Annotated in this window: 17 protein-coding genes; 11 read left to right on the forward strand and 6 right to left on the reverse strand. The window is 60.2% G+C overall.

Annotated features, from left to right (window positions below; all coding sequences use genetic code 11):
- Window positions 1–123 precede the first annotated feature (123 nt).
- From BM045_RS14360 to aat, 5 genes are all read left to right on the forward strand, one after another.
- Window positions 124–999 carry a DsbA family protein gene (locus BM045_RS14360; protein WP_092184420.1) on the forward strand — a complete coding sequence of 292 codons (876 nt, stop codon included), beginning with the start codon at window positions 124–126 and terminating at the stop codon, window positions 997–999.
- Window positions 1000–1091: 92 nt separating this feature from the next.
- On the forward strand, window positions 1092–1529 hold the full coding sequence (aroQ, locus tag BM045_RS14365; protein ID WP_092184816.1) for a type II 3-dehydroquinate dehydratase: 438 nt from the start codon (window positions 1092–1094) through the stop codon (window positions 1527–1529).
- Between the two features lie 33 nt (window positions 1530–1562).
- Entirely contained in the window at window positions 1563–2054 is a 492-nt protein-coding gene (accB, locus tag BM045_RS14370; protein ID WP_092184422.1) for an acetyl-CoA carboxylase biotin carboxyl carrier protein, read from the forward strand.
- Between the two features lie 10 nt (window positions 2055–2064).
- Complete coding sequence (accC, locus tag BM045_RS14375) at window positions 2065–3411, forward strand: acetyl-CoA carboxylase biotin carboxylase subunit (protein ID WP_092184424.1); 1347 nt, start codon at window positions 2065–2067, stop codon at window positions 3409–3411.
- A 161-nt stretch (window positions 3412–3572) separates the two neighbouring features.
- Window positions 3573–4217: a leucyl/phenylalanyl-tRNA--protein transferase gene (aat, locus tag BM045_RS14380; protein WP_092184426.1), complete on the forward strand. Its 645-nt coding sequence runs from the start codon at window positions 3573–3575 to the stop codon at window positions 4215–4217.
- Here the strand turns inward: aat and BM045_RS14385 are convergent.
- The 3 genes from BM045_RS14385 to BM045_RS14395 form a co-directional block, all read right to left on the reverse strand.
- Complete coding sequence (locus tag BM045_RS14385) at window positions 4201–4698, reverse strand: GyrI-like domain-containing protein (protein ID WP_092184428.1); 498 nt, start codon at window positions 4696–4698, stop codon at window positions 4201–4203. The genes aat and BM045_RS14385 overlap by 17 nt on opposite strands.
- 99 nt (window positions 4699–4797) lie before the next feature.
- Window positions 4798–5193: a DUF2155 domain-containing protein gene (locus BM045_RS14390; RefSeq protein ID WP_092184818.1), complete on the reverse strand. Its 396-nt coding sequence runs from the start codon at window positions 5191–5193 to the stop codon at window positions 4798–4800.
- 41 nt (window positions 5194–5234) lie between these two features.
- On the reverse strand, window positions 5235–5618 hold the full coding sequence (locus BM045_RS14395) for an NADH:ubiquinone oxidoreductase subunit NDUFA12 (protein WP_092184820.1): 384 nt from the start codon (window positions 5616–5618) through the stop codon (window positions 5235–5237).
- 139 nt (window positions 5619–5757) lie between these two features.
- Between BM045_RS14395 and BM045_RS14400 the strand changes: the two genes are divergently transcribed.
- Window positions 5758–6537 carry an APH(3') family aminoglycoside O-phosphotransferase gene (locus BM045_RS14400; RefSeq protein WP_092184822.1) on the forward strand — a complete coding sequence of 260 codons (780 nt, stop codon included), beginning with the start codon at window positions 5758–5760 and terminating at the stop codon, window positions 6535–6537.
- A 4-nt stretch (window positions 6538–6541) separates the two neighbouring features.
- Here the strand turns inward: BM045_RS14400 and BM045_RS14405 are convergent, their stop codons facing one another.
- Window positions 6542–7135 carry a TetR/AcrR family transcriptional regulator gene (locus tag BM045_RS14405; protein ID WP_170848521.1) on the reverse strand — a complete coding sequence of 198 codons (594 nt, stop codon included), beginning with the start codon at window positions 7133–7135 and terminating at the stop codon, window positions 6542–6544.
- Between the two features lie 133 nt (window positions 7136–7268).
- Here BM045_RS14405 and BM045_RS14410 point away from each other — a divergent pair, with 133 nt between their 5' ends.
- From BM045_RS14410 to BM045_RS14425, 4 genes are all read left to right on the forward strand, one after another.
- Window positions 7269–7667, forward strand: coding sequence for a RidA family protein (locus BM045_RS14410; RefSeq protein ID WP_092184430.1), 399 nt, complete (start codon window positions 7269–7271; stop codon window positions 7665–7667).
- 633 nt (window positions 7668–8300) lie between these two features.
- Window positions 8301–12020, forward strand: coding sequence for a vitamin B12-dependent ribonucleotide reductase (locus tag BM045_RS14415; RefSeq protein WP_092184432.1), 3720 nt, complete (start codon window positions 8301–8303; stop codon window positions 12018–12020).
- A gap of 94 nt (window positions 12021–12114) precedes the next feature.
- Window positions 12115–12741, forward strand: coding sequence for a DUF5343 domain-containing protein (locus tag BM045_RS14420; RefSeq protein ID WP_092184434.1), 627 nt, complete (start codon window positions 12115–12117; stop codon window positions 12739–12741).
- A complete protein-coding gene (locus BM045_RS14425; RefSeq protein ID WP_092184436.1) occupies window positions 12738–13094 on the forward strand; it encodes a hypothetical protein in 357 nt (118 codons plus the stop codon). The genes BM045_RS14420 and BM045_RS14425 overlap by 4 nt, the downstream gene beginning before the upstream one ends.
- Window positions 13095–13300: 206 nt before the next feature.
- Here BM045_RS14425 and BM045_RS14430 read toward each other — a convergent pair whose 3' ends face one another.
- Together BM045_RS14430 and BM045_RS14435 are read right to left on the reverse strand one after the other, a co-directional pair.
- Entirely contained in the window at window positions 13301–14122 is an 822-nt protein-coding gene (locus tag BM045_RS14430; RefSeq protein ID WP_092184438.1) for a hypothetical protein, read from the reverse strand.
- A gap of 334 nt (window positions 14123–14456) precedes the next feature.
- Window positions 14457–15038: a hypothetical protein gene (locus BM045_RS14435; protein WP_092184440.1), complete on the reverse strand. Its 582-nt coding sequence runs from the start codon at window positions 15036–15038 to the stop codon at window positions 14457–14459.
- 695 nt (window positions 15039–15733) lie between these two features.
- On the opposite strand from BM045_RS14435, the gene BM045_RS14440 reads away from it, so the two are divergent.
- Window positions 15734–16303 (forward strand): transglutaminase-like cysteine peptidase, encoded by a 570-nt coding sequence (locus tag BM045_RS14440; RefSeq protein WP_092184442.1) that lies wholly within the window; start codon window positions 15734–15736, stop codon window positions 16301–16303.
- Window positions 16304–16305 lie beyond the last annotated feature (2 nt).

Here is a 16305-nt window from a genome sequence, read left to right on the forward strand (position 1 = left end):
GCCTAGCCCGTTCCGCCGACACCCTCAACTACAATTGATGCCGGCCCGCGCGGCCTCGCCACTCCCCGCTGCCAATCTGCCATCGCCTCTGCTAGAAGCGGTCCATTGCATCGGGAGCTGTCTATGTCGCGCGTCACTCTTGCCCTCGTGGCCCTTGTGGGCATTCTGGCCGGGGCCCTGGGCTATTCCACGCTCAACCAGCCAGCGCCCCAAACCGATATGGTCGCGGTAGAGGCCATGATCACCCAGGCGCTCAGCGACTATGACGCCAAACGTCTCGCCGAAGCGCCGGTCATCGTTCCGGCTCAGGACGTCGCGCAGATCGATCCGGCCACGCTCAATCCGATGATCGAATCGTTCCTGATGGGTGACCCAAAAATCCTGCAGCGCATGTCGGTGGCGCTCGAAACCACGGTCAAGGCCGAGGAGCGCCAGAAGTCCGGCTTCGCCATCGCCGCCATGCGTGACAAGATCTTCAACGATCCCGGCCAGGTCGTGCTCGGCAATCCCGATGGCGACGTCACCCTGGTGGAATTCTTCGATTACAATTGCGGCTATTGCCGCAACGCCCTGCCCGATCTCGCGACCCTGCTGGCCGAAGACCCCAACCTGCGCGTCGTGCTCAAGGAATTCCCCATTCTCTCCAATGAATCCATCGATGCCGCCCGCGTCGCGGTGCTGGTGGGCGATGCCGATGTCGACTACTGGAGCTTTCACGAGGCCCTGTTCACCAGCCGCGGCCAGGTCGACAAGCAGGTGGCCCTCGCCGCCGCCGGCGCTCTGGGGCTCTCCCCGATTGCCCTCGAGCTCGACATGAACAGCGAGCCGGTGGCCAGGAAAATCCAGACCTCCTACGAGATCGCCAAGGCGCTCAACATCACCGGCACCCCGACCTATATCATCGGCAATGAGATCATCCCCGGTGCCATCGGCCTTGACGAGCTTAAGAGCCGCATCGCCAATATGCGCGCCTGCGGCGAGACACAATGCGAGGGCTAAGCCCTCCTTTGGCCATGATTTTTGCCTTTTCAGTGCATTTCGTATAACCGGACTTGCGCCAGCCCGAACGGCCGGTGCAAAAGGCAAAAATCATGGCTAAGCGCGTTCTCGTCCTCAACGGCCCGAACCTCAATCTGCTCGGTACCCGCGAGCCCGAAATCTATGGCGCCGAGACGCTCCAGGATGTAGAGGCCCTTTGCCGCCGCACCGGCGACGAATTCGGCCTAGCGGTCGAATGCCGCCAGTCCAACCATGAAGGCGAATTGATCACCTGGATCCACGAGGCCCGCGGCACTGCCGATGCTATCGTCATCAATCCGGGCGCCTATTCGCATACCTCGGTCGCCATCCATGACGCGCTCAAGGGCGTCGGACTGCCGGTGGCCGAAGTACATATTTCCAACATCCATCAGCGTGAAAGCTTCCGGCACCATTCCTTTGTGTCGGCTGTCGCCTTCGGCGTCATTTGCGGCTTTGGCGTCAACGGGTATAGAATGGCGCTCACAGCGCTTGCCGAAAAACTCAAATAGAGATCAACGCGTCCAGCGCGGGAGACGACAAGAATGACCAAGTCATCGCAAGACGATCAGGACCTGATCCGGGCCATTGCCGAGCTGCTCAACAAGGAAAATCTCGCCGAGATCGAGATCGAAAAGGAAGATTTCCGGGTCCGGGTCACGCGCTCCTATGCCAATGAAGCGCCGGTTTACACCCAGGCACCGCAGTATTATGCGCCGCCGGCCGCTGCCGCTGCGCCATTGGCTCCGGCCGGCTCGGTCCCCGCTGCAGCTCCTGCCGCCGTGGAAGACCTCGCCTCCAATCCCGGCACCCTGACCTCCCCCATGGTCGGCACCGCCTATCGCTCGCCCGAGCCGGGCAAGCCCAGCTTTGCCGAAGTCGGCACCAAGGTCACCGAAGGCCAGACCCTGCTCATCATCGAAGCGATGAAGACCATGAACCAGATCCCGGCGCATCGCTCCGGCACCGTCACGCGCATCCTCGTCCAGGATGCCCAGCCGGTGGAATACGGCGAGCCACTCGTCGTCATCGAGTAAGGGGAACCTCATGTTCCAGAAGGTCCTCATCGCCAATCGCGGCGAAATCGCCCTGCGCATCCTGCGCGCCTGCAAGGAGCTCGGCATCCAGACCGTGGCCGTGCATTCGACGGCCGACGCCAATGCCATGCATGTGCGCCTCGCCGACGAAAGCGTCTGCATCGGCCCGCCCTCCGCCAAGGACAGCTATCTCAACATCCCGTCGATTCTCGCCGCCTGCGAGATCACCGGCGCCGATGCCGTACATCCCGGTTACGGTTTCCTCAGTGAAAACGCCCGTTTCGCCAAGATCCTCGGCGAGCACAAGGTGACCTTCATCGGTCCCTCGGCGCATCACATCGAGATCATGGGCGACAAGATCACGGCCAAAAAGACCGCCGTCGAGCTTGGCATTCCCGTGGTGCCCGGTTCGGCCGGCGCCGTCGAAAGCGATGAAGACGCGCTCAAGACCGCCGCGGAAATCGGCTATCCCGTGCTGATCAAGGCAACCGCCGGTGGCGGTGGTCGTGGCATGAAGGTCGCCAAGACCGAAAAAGACGTGCTCGAAGCCTGGTCGACCGCCCGCACCGAGGCCAAGGCCGCCTTTGGCAATGATTCCGTCTATATGGAAAAATACCTCGGCAAGCCGCGCCACATCGAAGTGCAGGTGCTCGGCGATGGCCAGGGCAACGCCGTCCATCTTGGCGTTCGCGACTGCTCGCTGCAGCGGCGCCACCAGAAGGTCTGGGAAGAGGCCGGTGGCCCAACCATCGCCCCCGAAGAACGCGACAAGATCGGCGAGATCTGCGCCGCCGCCATGCGCAAGCTGAAATATTCCGGCGCCGGCACGATCGAATTCCTCTACGAAAACGGCGAGTTCTATTTCATCGAAATGAACACCCGCCTCCAAGTGGAGCACCCGGTCACCGAGCGCATCACCGGCATCGACATCGTCTATGAGCAGATCCGCGTCGCCTCGGGCGAAGCCCTCTCCATGCGCCAGTCCGATGTCAGCTTTTATGGCCATGCCATCGAAGTGCGCATCAATGCCGAGGACCCGCAGACCTTCGCCCCCTCGCCCGGCACCATCACCTTCTACCACCCGGCCGGTGGGGTTGGCGTGCGTGTCGATTCGGCGGTCTATCAGGGCTACAAGATCCCGCCCTATTACGACTCCCTGATCGGCAAGCTCATCGTCTACGGCCGCACCCGCGACGAATGCCTGCAGCGCCTGCGCCGCGCCATCGACGAATTCGTCGTCGACGGTATCAAGACCACCCTGCCCTTGTTCCAGCGCCTGATCCGCGAGCCCGACATCCTGGCTGGCAATTACGACATCCACTGGCTGGAAAAGTATTTGGCCGAGAACAAGGTCTAAGACATCTGACTGCAAGTCCCGCAGTCGACACCCGCCCCCTTGCAGGAGGGATCAAGGGAGGGGGACGTTTGGCCACAGTATCGGGCCCAGTCCGCACCCCTCCTAGCCTCCCCCGTCAAGGGGGAGGTACCGTCCGGTGGTTGTTACAAGAGGGTATGACAATGGCCCGCCGGCAAGATCCCTTTGACATCGAGATCACCCCCGAGCTGATCATCCGCGCCTATCGTGCCGGCATCTTCCCGATGTCCGAGGACGCCGAGGACGAAAACCTGTTCTGGGTCAGCCCGGAACTGCGCGGCATCCTGCCGCTCGACGGCTTCCACCTCTCGACCAGCCTGCGCAAGGCGATCCGTAAGTCGGGTTTCACGGTCCGCGTCGACAGCGACTTCGAGGCGATCATCGAGGGCTGTGCCACGGTCGGCGCCGATCGCGACACCACCTGGATCAACCGCACCATCCGCAATGTCTATGGCGAATTGTTCCGCCGTGGCGTCGCTCATACGGTGGAAGTCTGGGACGGCCCGGACCTCGTAGGCGGGCTTTATGGCCTGGCCATTGGCGGCGCCTTCTTTGGCGAAAGCATGTTTCACCGCCGAACCAATGCCAGCAAGATGGCCATGGCACACCTCGTGGAACGGCTCAACGTCGGCGGCTTCGCGCTGCTCGACACCCAGTTCGTCACCGATCACCTGGAATCGCTCGGCGGCGTGGAAATCCCCCGCACGGTTTATGAGGAGCGCCTCGCCGACGCGCTCCTTCTCGAGGGCGACTGGTCCGCCTGGGACCGGCTCAATCCCGCAGCTTGAATTCGAGCACCGTCACCCACCTGTCCATGTCAGGTTCTTCGTCCGGATCGCTTTCGTAGATTTCCAGCCGGCAGGCGAAGTGATCGCCATCCGCTGCCTCCCGCACGTCGAAGGCCAGCGCCCGCTCCTTGGCCCAGCCGATCAGCATGGCGGTAGCATCATAGAGCTTGTCGGGATGGCCGTGCCAGGTGACCGTCAGATAGCGCCCTGCCGGCAGCGTGCCAAACTGCACCTCGCCACCATTCGACCCACTGCGGCTCACCGCCACGCCGGCCTCGACATCCAGCGTGTCGCTCATGTCGATGCGGCGATAATTGTAAAAGGCGGCGCCCGCCGGTTCGATGCCACTCTGCCCCAGATGGGCGAACAGTTTCGGAAAGCCCTCATTGGCCGGCTTCTGCATCTGGTTCATGCGCACGGTAAAGGGAATAAAGGCATAGGCCCGTTCGGGTCGTTCGACCACTTCCGGCAAAGTCAGCATTGCAGCGCTCCTCTCGCGTCAACAGAAACAGCCTCAAAAGAGGCTAACATTGCAGACGACGAGGGAAACAGTCCGGCTTCGACAGCCAGCCGAAAAAACCTAGCGCTGATCCGGTGCCGGCACGTCAGTGGAAACTTTGCACTCGACCAGCCACACATCATAGATCGCGTGATCCACGGCATTAAGCGCCGGGCTGTCGGCAAACATCCAGCCGCTGAAGATGCGCTTGGAGACGCCCGTCAGGCTGCGCTGATCGACTTCCAGAAAGGCCGAAACGCTCTGCGCCTCGGTGCTGGGCCGCGTATAGCAGGCGCGTGGCGTGATTTCCAAAGCGCCGAACAGCACGGTCTCGTCGATATAGACATCGAAGCGCGTGATGCGGCCGGTGATCTTGTCGAGGCCGGCAAAGCTTGCCACCGGATTGGCGATCGGCTGCGCCATGGCGGGCGTGGCAAGACCCAACAGCGCCAGTCCCGCGAACGGGACCAGCGACATGATCACGGTCTGGAAAATGGGGCCGATCCGGCGCAAGGCGTTTATTCGGGCGACCAGGCGTCGTAGTCGCCGGTGACGCGCGGGCGTTCGCCCTTGTTGAGCAGGCTGCCATCGGGACGGTACGCGGCAGCCGTACCGGTCAGGTTGGCCTCATGCGGCTTTTCCCAAGACTTGGCGACATAGCCGGCCTTGGTCGGCACCACGTCGGAGCGGTGATGCATCCAGCCGTGCCAGCCCTGGCCAATGGTCGAGGCATCAGCGTAACCGTTATAGGTCACATAGCGCCGGTCGGCCTTCTTGTCCTGGTAGTATTTATTGCCGAATTCGTCGCTGCCGACATAGTCGCCAAAGCGCCAGATCCACAGCCGCGTGCCCCAGGTCTGGCCATTCCACCAGACGAAGATTTCACTCAGGAACTTTTTGATACCGGGTTTGGCCACGTGTCGATTCCGCCGTCGAATATGCGAGTTGTCGCGGTGTACCATGGGCGATGATCCGAGCCTAGTGTTTGGCAAGGATTTTACCGCAGCGACAATCTCCTTTACCGTCATCATCGGAGGGGCCATGTCCATATCTTCGAACCACGAACTGGCACTGCCGTCCCGGCTGGCTTTCCTGCGCAAGCGTCTGCCGATCACGCTGGGCCGGTCCGATGCCATGGTCTGGAGGATTGAAGACGAGGGACAAGCCCTGTTCCTCAAGGCCGAAGCCATTCACCCGCTCAGCGAGCTACCTGGCGAAACCAGACGCCTGCGATGGCTGGAGAAAACGCCCGTCCCAGCCGCCAAGGTTCGCGACAGCTTTGCCGACGCTGGTTTCAACTGGCTGCTGATGACCGCCCTGCCCGGCACGGATCTCACCCACCTGGTCGATCGCCCCGAAGATTTGCGGAAAATCCTGGCTACCGGTCTGAGGGCTATGCACGCGCTCGATCCCGTTACATGCCCCTTCGATCACCGCCTCGATGCCAAGCTGTCCAGCGGCTCCGCCAATGTCAAAGCCGGCCGGGTTGACGAGAGCGATTTCGATGACGCCCGCGACGGCTGGACTGCGCACCAGGTGCTCGACTGGCTGCTCGACAATCGCCCTCCGGCCGAAGACCTCGTCGTCACCCATGGCGATGCCAGCCTGCCCAATATCATGGCCAGCGATGGCCGCTTCGCTGGCGTCATCGACGTTGGCCGCCTCGGCGTAGCCGATCGCTGGCAGGATCTGGCCCTTGCCTGCCGCAGCCTGATCTACAATTGCGGCCCAGAACATGTTGCGCCCTTCCTCTCCGCCTATGGCGCCGACTGGAATGAGGCCCGCTACCACTACTATTGCACGCTCGACGAGCTGTTCTGACCGCTCAGCTTTTCACCAGCATGCCAGTCGCCAGCGCCCGAAAGGCCGCCGCGGCCTTGCCCAACACCACTTGCGGCTCATTGCTGGCGGCAATCCACAGCGCCGCATTGAGCGCCGCGCCATTTAGCAGCCGCGCTGCCGCCTCCGCATCGACCGGCTTGATCACCCCCGTCTCGATCAGCCCCGTGACCTTTTCCACCGACGCCTTGAGGCAAGCATTCTGGCTCGGCCATTGCGCGGGATCGCCAAGGAAGGCCGGACCATCCAGCAGCACGATGCGCTGCACCTCGGGCTGCAGCGCCATTTCGATATAGGCCACGCCTTCGGCCATCAGCGCGTCCCAGTCATTGGCCTCGCTGCTGCCGATCTCTTGCGCCCGGGCCGCCATTTCGGCGTCAATCTCATTGACCACAGCGGCCAGCAATTGCTGCTTGTCGCCAAAATGGTGATAGAGCGCCCCCCGCGTCAGCCCCACATCAGCGGTCAGCTCGTCCATCGAGGAGGCGGCATAGCCTTTTTCCGCAAAGGCCTTGCGCGCTGCCTGCAGCAGCTTGAGCCGCGTCTCTTCCATCATTTCGGCGCGCGTCTTGCCGGCCATGGCCTTTTCCCCATTTCACATACGGAACGTATTTGAATTGACATACGTTACGTATGCGAACTATCAACTCACATACGCGGCGTATCCGAATTGATATCCCAAACGCCGCGGCAATGAAAAGAGGAATTGCATCATGACCCAGCGCCAGGCCGTTTTCCCCGCAGGCCGTCACGAACTTTACGCCGCCCACGGCTATTCAGCCGCCATCCGCTCCGGCGACCTGCTGTTTGTCTCCGGCCAGGTCGGCGCCCGCACCGATGGTTCGCCCGAACCCGATTTCGAAAGGCAGGTGCAGCTGGCATTCGACAATCTGATCGCCGTGCTCGCCGCTGCCGGCGCGACGCTAGAGGATGTGGTCGACGTCACCACCTTTCACACCGATCCGGAAAACCAGTTCGGCGCCGTCATGGCGGTCAAGAACCGCGTCCTGACCGAAGCGCCCTACCCCAACTGGACCGCCGTCGGCGTCACCTGGCTGTCCGGCTTCGACTTCGAGATCAAGGTCATCGCCCGGCTCCCTGCCGCCGCCTGAGCCATTTGTGGTCCCGCTGCCGGCCGTTTAGTACTGCCGGCAGCAGGCCACACTACCTATGGGGTGACCACCATCCCTTGTGGTCAAATCTTCCCTAGCCACAATCGCGCCCAAATTTCTGCGCTTGACACCCTTTGGCTGTCGCGATTCTGTCATGTGCAGCCATGGTAAACCCCGGATTAAGGCCCATCGCCAGATGGCGATAGTTGAGCAATCCTGCGGCTTTAGAGCCTCTTCCTCGGTCGGCTGAGCGGCCAAAGCCGAGCCTCTGCAAGAGCCTCAATGTGATCGCTCAAAGCGCCGGTTTTCCTTGCACTTTGTCCCCGTAATTCACATATTACCCCTACTAGTGCTTGTCGTGCATGGCAGCCAGACCACTAGCCCTTGTGATTTCTCGCGTTGACGCCGAAGCTGAATCGGAAGATTGATTAAGCCGATCCGATGCAGTGCCTGTAGCGGATAAGCCCTGGGTAGGAGCGCTGGCAATCAGACCGGCGACAGGCCTGGGCACAGGCAAGATTTTGAGCCCGCGTTCCGGGCTCGGTTGGTAAGCGTCAACACAGATTTGGATGAGAAGCCGGATTTCGGCTCGCGGGCACCTGTGTGCCTGTTACATTGGGGAATACGTCGACTATGCGCATAGAACGTCGCTTTACGACTGCCGATCAGGATCGCTACGCGTCCGTGGACTTCCGCTCGGCCACGAGCGAAATCCGCAACCCCGACGGCTCGGTTGTCTTCAAGCTCGAAGACATCGCCATCCCCACGACCTGGAGCCAGGTCGCGGCTGACATCATTGCCCAGAAGTATTTCCGCAAGGCCGGCGTCGCCAAGGCGCTCAAGAAGGTCGAAGAAAACTCCGTGCCGTCTTGGCTGTGGCGCTCCGTCCCCGACGAAGCTGCGCTCGCCAAGCTGCCGGAAGCCGAGCGCTATGGTTCGGAAATGGATTCTCGCCAGGTGTTCGATCGCCTGGCCGGCACCTGGACCTATTGGGGCTGGAAGGGCGGCTATTTCGACTCTGAAGCCGACGCCCTCACCTTCCGCGACGAGCTCGCCTATATGCTGGCCACCCAGCGCGTGGCGCCGAACTCGCCGCAGTGGTTCAACACCGGCCTGCATTGGGCCTATGGCATCGACGGCCCCGGCCAGGGCCACTTTTACGTTGACCCCTTCACCAACAAGCTGGTGAGCTCCAAGAGCTCCTACGAGCATCCGCAGCCCCATGCCTGCTTCATCCAGTCGGTCAATGACGACCTGGTCAATGAGAACGGCATCATGGATCTCTGGGTCCGCGAGGCGCGCCTGTTCAAATATGGTTCGGGCACCGGCACCAATTTCTCCGCCCTGCGCGGTTCGGGCGAAAAGCTCTCCGGCGGCGGCAAGTCGTCGGGCTTGATGAGCTTCCTCAAGATCGGCGATCGCGCGGCCGGCGCCATCAAGTCGGGCGGCACCACTCGCCGTGCGGCGAAAATGGTCGTGCTCGATATCGATCACCCCGATGTGGAAGAATATATCAACTGGAAGGTCAAGGAGGAGCAGAAGGTTGCTGCCCTCGTGACCGGCTCCAAGGTCGTCTCCAAGCATCTTAAGCTGATCATGAAGGCCGCCGTGAACTGCGAAGGTTCAGGCGACGATTGCTTCGACGTGGCCAAGAACCCCGCCCTCAAGCGCGAAGTCCGCGCCGCCAAGAAGGCGCTGGTGCCGGAGAATTACATCTACCGCGTCATCCAGTTCGCCAAGCAGGGCTATACTGACATCGAATTCCCGGTCTACGACACCGACTGGGACAGCGAAGCCTATCTGACCGTCTCCGGCCAGAATTCGAACAATTCCGTCCGCGTCACCGATGACTTCCTGCGCGCCGTCGAAAATGACAGCGACTGGAACCTCAAGGCTCGCCAGTCCGGCAAGGTCACCAAGACCCTCAAGGCCCGCGATCTCTGGGAACAGGTCGGCTATGCCGCCTGGGCCTCGGCCGATCCCGGCATCCAGTATCACACCACCATCAACGAGTGGCACACCTCCCCCGAAGCCGGTCCGATCAATGCATCGAACCCCTGCTCGGAATATATGTTCCTCGATGACACGGCCTGCAATCTGGCCTCGGTCAACCTGCTGCCCTATCGCAACGAGGATGGCTCCTTCAACACCGCCGCCTATGAGCACACCGTCCGCCTCTGGACCGTCGTCCTCGAAGTCTCGGTGATGATGGCCCAGTTCCCCTCGCGCGCCATTGCCGAACGCTCGTTCGAATACCGCACGCTGGGCATCGGCTATGCCAATATCGGCGGCTTCCTGATGACCTCCGGCATTCCCTATGACTCGGCTGAAGGCCGCGCCATTGCCGGTGCCGTCACCGCCATCATGACCGGTGTCTCCTATGCGACCTCGGCCGAAATGGCCAAGGAGCTGGGCCCGTTCAAGGACTACAAGCGCAACGCCAAGCACATGCTGCGCGTCATCCGCAACCATCGCAATGCCGCCCATGGCAATGCGACCGGCTACGAAGCGCTCTCGATCAATCCGGTCCCGCTCGACCACGCCTCGCTGATCGATGCGAACCTTTCGGAACGCGCCAAGCTCGCCTGGGACAACGCTCTGGCTCTGGGCGAAAAGCACGGCTTCCGTAACGCCCAGGTTTCCGTTATCGCCCCGACCGGCACCATCGGTCTGGTGATGGATTGCGACACCACCGGCATCGAGCCCGATTTCGCCCTGGTCAAGTTCAAGAAGCTCGCCGGTGGCGGTTACTTCAAGATCATCAACCGCGCTGCCCCCCCGGCTCTGCGCACCCTCGGCTATTCGGAATCCGAAATCGCCGAAATGGAAGCCTATGCGGTCGGCCACGGCAATCTCAACCAGGCGCCTGGCGTCAATCCATCGACGCTGCGCGCCAAGGGCTTTACCGACGACAAGATCGCCGCGCTGAACGCCGCGACGGCCTCGGCCTTCGACATCAAGTTCATCTTCAACCAGTGGACCCTAGGCGTTGATTTCCTGAAGGGCCTCGGCGTCACCGAAGAGCAGATGAACGACTTCTCCTTCGAGCTGCTGCCTTTCCTGGGCTTCTCCAAGAAGGACATCGAGGCGGCAAACCTCCATGTCGTCGGCGCCATGACGCTCGAAGGTGCCCCGCACCTCAAGGCCGAACACCTGCCGGTGTTCGATTGCGCCACCCCATGCGGCAAGATCGGCAAGCGTTACCTCTCGGTTGAATCGCATATCCTGATGATGGCTGCTGCCCAGCCCTTCATCTCGGGCGCCATCTCCAAGACCATCAACATGCCAAACGACGCCACCGTCGAAGAGGCAAAGGAAGCTTACATGCTGTCCTGGCGCCTGGCCCTCAAGGCCAACGCCCTCTATCGCGATGGCTCCAAGCTTTCCCAGCCGCTGAACTCTTCGGTTCTGGCTGCCGCCGACGAGGATGACGACGAAGACCATATCGAAAACCTCGTCGCCATGAATGCCGATGCCCGCGTCCCGGCGATCGCCGAAAAGCTCGTCGAGCGCATCATCGAGCGTGAAGTGGAAATCCGCAGCCGCGAGAAGATGCCCGACCGTCGCAAGGGCTATACCCAGAAGGCCGTCGTTGGTGGCCACAAGGTCTATGTCCACACCGGCGAATATGCCGATGGCCGCCTGGGCGAGATCTTTATCGACATGCACAAGGAAGGCGCCGCCTTCCGCGCGATGATGAACAACTTCGCCATCGCCATCTCGATCGGCCTGCAATATGGCGTGCCGCTGGACGAGTTTGTGGAGGCCTTCACCTTCACCCGCTTCGAGCCCGCCGGCATGGTCATGGGCAATGACCGCATCAAGAACGCGACGTCGATCCTCGACTACGTGTTCCGCGAACTCGCCGTCTCCTATCTCGACCGCGACGACCTGGCCCACGTCAATCCCGACAGCCCCACCTCGCTCGGCAAGGGCGTGGCCGAGGACCAGAGCCCGGCGCACACTGCGTCGGCCCCTGCTCCGGTGCCCGCCGAGCGCTTTGTCTCCCGCGGCATGACCCGCGGCCGCGTCGCCAACAAGTCGCTGATGATCGTCTCCGGCGATCACCAGTACAATCCGGTCCAGGCGATGCAGACCTCCACCGTCACGGCGCTCCGCACCGCGACGGCCCTCAAGGTCGACACGCAACTGTCGCCCTCAGCCTTCGCCCCCGCCGAACTGAGCCCCATCCCCAGCCCGCCTCCCTCCAAGGACACCGGCTTGCTGCGGGCCGAAGCCCAGATGAAAGGCTACACCGGCGACCAGTGCACCGAGTGCCACAACTTCACCATGGTGCGGAACGGCACGTGTCTGAAGTGCGATACGTGTGGGACGACGACCGGATGTAGTTAAAATTTTCAGCCCGCGAACAATTTTTGTTCGCGGGCTTTATATTGGTGAACAAAAGAGGTACGAATAGCAACCGCGACAGGCATCGGGCAATTACATGGCACTATCGAGAAGCTACCTTACTTCTACGAAAAATCTTTCTGCTATACTGAGCGCAATTCAGGGTGCCCAAGCGCCAGACAAATTTACCATTAAATTCTTGGAATCTCTCGACTTCAAATCGACCACAGATCGGCTGATCATAGGTGTTTTGAAGTCCATCGGCTTCCTTGGTCCTGAAGGGCAACCTACTGATCGATATTTTAGGTTTCTTGACCAAACACAGTCGGCCGCGGTGCTGGCCGAAGGAATACGTGAGGGTTATTCCGACCTCTTCCAAGTAAACAAGAACGCCCAAAACCTCACGCAAGCTGAAGTTGTGAACAAGCTGAAGACCCTAGGCCAAGGGCAGTTTTCAGAGTCCGTTTTGGAAAAAATGGCATTAACGTATTCAAGCTTGGTCAAGCTAGCTGACTTTAAGTCACCCGCGGCGGCTACTCCAGACGTACAAGCAGACCCCACTACTACTCCTGCAAGTGATGAAGTCGGTCGCGCTTTTAGCACGCCCCCTCGCAATTCCACCTTGGGCGGCTTGCACTACAATATTCAAATTATTCTACCAGAAACTCGCGATACGGTTGTGTACGACGCCATATTCAGAAGTCTACGTGAGCATCTGATTTGAACGACGATCAAGCGTATAGTTTTGTGTTTCGCGCAATCCTAACCAAGGACGCGTTGGGTCGAATTGTACCGGCCGCCCCCCCCAACGATGACGAGGACCTCCAATTCCTGTTGGCCGTGGACGCCCTTGATGAGAGATTTGTTTCCGATGCTCGGAGAATGTCGCTCGTATACATGACAATTGCTGCTTTTGAGAATTCCGTTCGAGAACTCATCTCTTCCACTTTACTTGAAGAGGTCGGTGAAAACTGGTGGACGACATGCGTCTCGGACAAAATTCAGGGCCAAGTCAAAATCCGAATGGACGAAGAAGAAAAGATTCGATGGCATACCCACGAGGAACTGATCCCATAAACTTTGCAATGCTTCCAAATCTTCTCAACATCGTTCGTCAAAACCATGCTCACTTTGCGGCACTAATCCCAGACATAGAATGGGCCGCGAACGTTTTTGATGTCGTCGAACGGTCGCGAAATGTAATAATGCATAGCGGACAAATAACGCGCCGAGATATGGCTCGCCTTGGGACTTTTATTAGAGATTGGTCGGCTCAAGTATATTCATGATTGAATTCGCGGCACCTCCTGATCACATGGCGCCGGTTTACTGGGGTCAATTCCAACTGCTGAACGTAGATGAGTAACGTATATTTCCCACATTTCCTTTGACTCAGCGTCGACCGCACTCAGATATTTCTTCTGAAACTGGACGCGATCCTCGGGCCAAACGTCCATTTTTGCCGCCGCCATCATTTCCTGCAGCTGAGCGAAAGCATCTATTACCTGTTGAAGGGCAGCCTGAACAAGTTGACGTTGTTCGGGCTTTTCCATGGTGCGGCTGGGCAATGACAGTATCCTCGACAAAAGCGACGGGCGCTCGTGAGCGTGAACGATTTTGTGCCTCTCGCGCAGTCTGCCCTGGAATGCGGCCCGATATTTTTTCGAGAACCGCTTAGCCGCCTTTGAGTCTCCGAGACCCAAGTTGTCTGAAACGTATGCGGCAAACCTTATAGAGTCTTCTGCCCGTTCAAGTATGGTATATATCTCAGCGACACGAAGCGCGTAGATATGATCAATAAAAGACAAGAAAATCTCTCGGTCCTCTGACGGGAAAAAGTATCTATATCGTTCAATATATTGATACCTTACTATTCTAACAGAGACGTCTGAAACCACACTCAACAAGAGCCTTAAAGCACTCTCCAATGTCTCGTAGTTCTTGTAAGCGCTGGGGGCCGTTCGCTTTGTAATTTCGCTTTTGACCTTCTCTCCTATTATCTCGTCGGGACCGATACGATCCGCCAAAAAAGTACGCAGCTCACCGAGTAGAAGGTCAATGCTGTCCTCTGAAGGCCCAGTAGGCGGGGTATAGCCATCTTTCATAGAACCTCTCCTTGATCTCGCACCGCCCCACCCCCCTTCGCCTAAACTCCAGAGAGATTTGAAGGCGTCGCATTGGCCGTGACACACGTGTCACGCTTGCCGTTCCTTCCATCAGCGATGCGAGTCCTCAATCATTTCTCGTCTCGTCAAGGCTATGACCCGAGCTTCCAATATCTACCATGTCATCCCGGCGCAGGCCGGGATCCATCCTGGGATGGTGCCCCAGCCGCAAGGTGGTTTGACCAAGCGGCCATCCTTCACCCAGGCATCTCAGGCTGGATCCCGGCCTTCGCCGGCATGACATAGAGTGAGCGGACGCATCCAGCGTCCGCCCCTACTGCGGCGTATTCGGATCCCCATCGCTATCCATACACCGCGCATACATGTCGGGCTTCAGCCCCATGCACATTTGCGCGCGGGTCGGCTGCGGCCCACCCGGCCGCACAATGCCCTCGTCGCCGATCACCGGACCAGTCAGCGCCACGCCGGTGCGGCTGGCGAGGTCGCCGATCGTGGTTCGGCCGGCGCCGAGCGGAAATGGCGCCGCGCCGCGCGTGGCCAGGCCGAATAGATCGCCATCGACCTGCTCATAGGTCAGGGCGAGCAGCTTCATGACATGCTGGCATTCCGGGTCGCGGCCGGGGCGGCCCGTCACCGGATTATAGTCGCTGCCGCCATAGGGCAGGCAGATCGTATCCGGATAGGTGCCAAGGGTCCGCGTCGACCAGCGCCCCGCAATGATCTGATCGCTGGAGCCATGCCACAGATAGGTCTTGTTGGAGCGCCCGAGGTAAATCACCTGCGTGCCCTGCACCGCATCATGCAGCATCATGGTCCGCTCGCGCAGAAGGTCCTGCGCCGCTGCAGCACTGGTCAGAACCAGCGCCAGGACAACCGAGATGATAAATTGGCGCACGCTGTCCCCGCAATCAAAGTCCAGGAAGTCTCCGCGCAGGCAAGCATCCTATTGGCTTGATAGCAATGCACTCTTCGTCACCGGACCATGTCATTTGGGAGACAGAAAAGACGCGGGCCAGAAAACGTACTCCGCTCCCTTTCACCTCGACTATCCTGTTCGCATCTTCCCGCAGCTGCGCGGTCGCGACGAACAGTCGGCGGGAGGGCCGGATGACGGGCGGGGCGCTGCCTGTCCGACGGCGTGACTGAACTGGACACATCGTCTCCGTGAGTCGCATGATGCCCGATCCCGGCTGCACCGGTTCGGGCCCTTGTCCCAGGGCCAACAGGGCCGCAAGGCAAGGTTCACGGCGGGTTGAAGATGGCCATGACATCCGCAACAGGCGGCGCTTCTGCACGCCTGTACCTCAACCCGATGCAGATCAGTCTACAGCTTGGTTGAACTGTCATCCAACTGACGACAGGAAAACCTTGGCTCAAATAGACAGTCAAAAAGCACGCTACCGATTAAGTTCGCCAATATATTTAATCGAGACAACCCCGCTCCAGCAACCCAATGCTTAACCGTGAGTTAACTATGCGGAACCCGACAGTATACGATCAGCCTCACTCAATAATGGGAGGCGCTTTTTAGTCGGCTTCCCCGATCGAACCAGGAAAAACCGGTTCTGGATCGGCACCCCCGGTGTTCATTTGACGCATATTACAGCCCTGTGCCGTAAGTCGCTCGTCTATATCGCCCTCGCCGCCTGCCTCCTCCCCGCCACCGCCCACGCCGCCCCGCTCAACCAGATCCGCCAGGCGGGCTGGGAGGCGATGTGCGCCCGGGACGACCAACCGATGAATTTCTGCGCCGCCTTCGCCGGCCCGGCCCGTATCTCCTACGGCCCCGGCCTGGAACAAACCCTCTCCGACACCAATGACCAGGTGAATGCCCGCTACAGCTTCCGCTCCGACAACCGGGCCTATGGCGCCTCCGATCACTGGAGCGTACCAACCGGCGCGACCGCCGATTGCGAAGACTACGTGCTGGCCAAGATCCAGCAGTTGCAGGGCTCGGGCGTCTCCGTCTCGGCCATGGTGATCATGGTCGGTCCGCTGCGCAACGGCCGTTGGCATGCGGTACTCGGCATCAAGACCGATGCCGGCATGGTGGTGCTCGACAGCATGACGCCCGGCGTCACCAGCGCCAAGGCGATCGGCCTGACCACGCAATATACCATGGCCATGAACGACAGCGGCCATTGGCGGGCCGCCCGCTAGAC

Source organism: Devosia sp. YR412 (assembly GCF_900110945.1).
Lineage (GTDB): Bacteria > Pseudomonadota > Alphaproteobacteria > Rhizobiales > Devosiaceae > Devosia.

What these genes read in the sequence shown, in the direction of transcription:
- BM045_RS14420 (WP_092184434.1), top strand. Translation starts at nt 12,115, where the DNA reads ATGGCACTATCGAGAAGCTACCTTACTTCTACGAAAAATCTTTCTGCT.
- BM045_RS14405 (WP_170848521.1), bottom strand. Translation starts at nt 7,135, where the DNA reads ATGGCCGGCAAGACGCGCGCCGAAATGATGGAAGAGACGCGGCTCAAG.
- aroQ (WP_092184816.1), top strand. Translation starts at nt 1,092, where the DNA reads ATGGCTAAGCGCGTTCTCGTCCTCAACGGCCCGAACCTCAATCTGCTC.
- accB (WP_092184422.1), top strand. Translation starts at nt 1,563, where the DNA reads ATGACCAAGTCATCGCAAGACGATCAGGACCTGATCCGGGCCATTGCC.
- aat (WP_092184426.1), top strand. Translation starts at nt 3,573, where the DNA reads ATGGCCCGCCGGCAAGATCCCTTTGACATCGAGATCACCCCCGAGCTG.
- BM045_RS14390 (WP_092184818.1), bottom strand. Translation starts at nt 5,193, where the DNA reads ATGTCGCTGGTCCCGTTCGCGGGACTGGCGCTGTTGGGTCTTGCCACG.
- BM045_RS14360 (WP_092184420.1), top strand. Translation starts at nt 124, where the DNA reads ATGTCGCGCGTCACTCTTGCCCTCGTGGCCCTTGTGGGCATTCTGGCC.
- BM045_RS14410 (WP_092184430.1), top strand. Translation starts at nt 7,269, where the DNA reads ATGACCCAGCGCCAGGCCGTTTTCCCCGCAGGCCGTCACGAACTTTAC.
- accC (WP_092184424.1), top strand. Translation starts at nt 2,065, where the DNA reads ATGTTCCAGAAGGTCCTCATCGCCAATCGCGGCGAAATCGCCCTGCGC.
- BM045_RS14400 (WP_092184822.1), top strand. Translation starts at nt 5,758, where the DNA reads ATGTCCATATCTTCGAACCACGAACTGGCACTGCCGTCCCGGCTGGCT.
- BM045_RS14415 (WP_092184432.1), top strand. Translation starts at nt 8,301, where the DNA reads ATGCGCATAGAACGTCGCTTTACGACTGCCGATCAGGATCGCTACGCG.
- BM045_RS14430 (WP_092184438.1), bottom strand. Translation starts at nt 14,122, where the DNA reads ATGAAAGATGGCTATACCCCGCCTACTGGGCCTTCAGAGGACAGCATT.
- BM045_RS14385 (WP_092184428.1), bottom strand. Translation starts at nt 4,698, where the DNA reads ATGCTGACTTTGCCGGAAGTGGTCGAACGACCCGAACGGGCCTATGCC.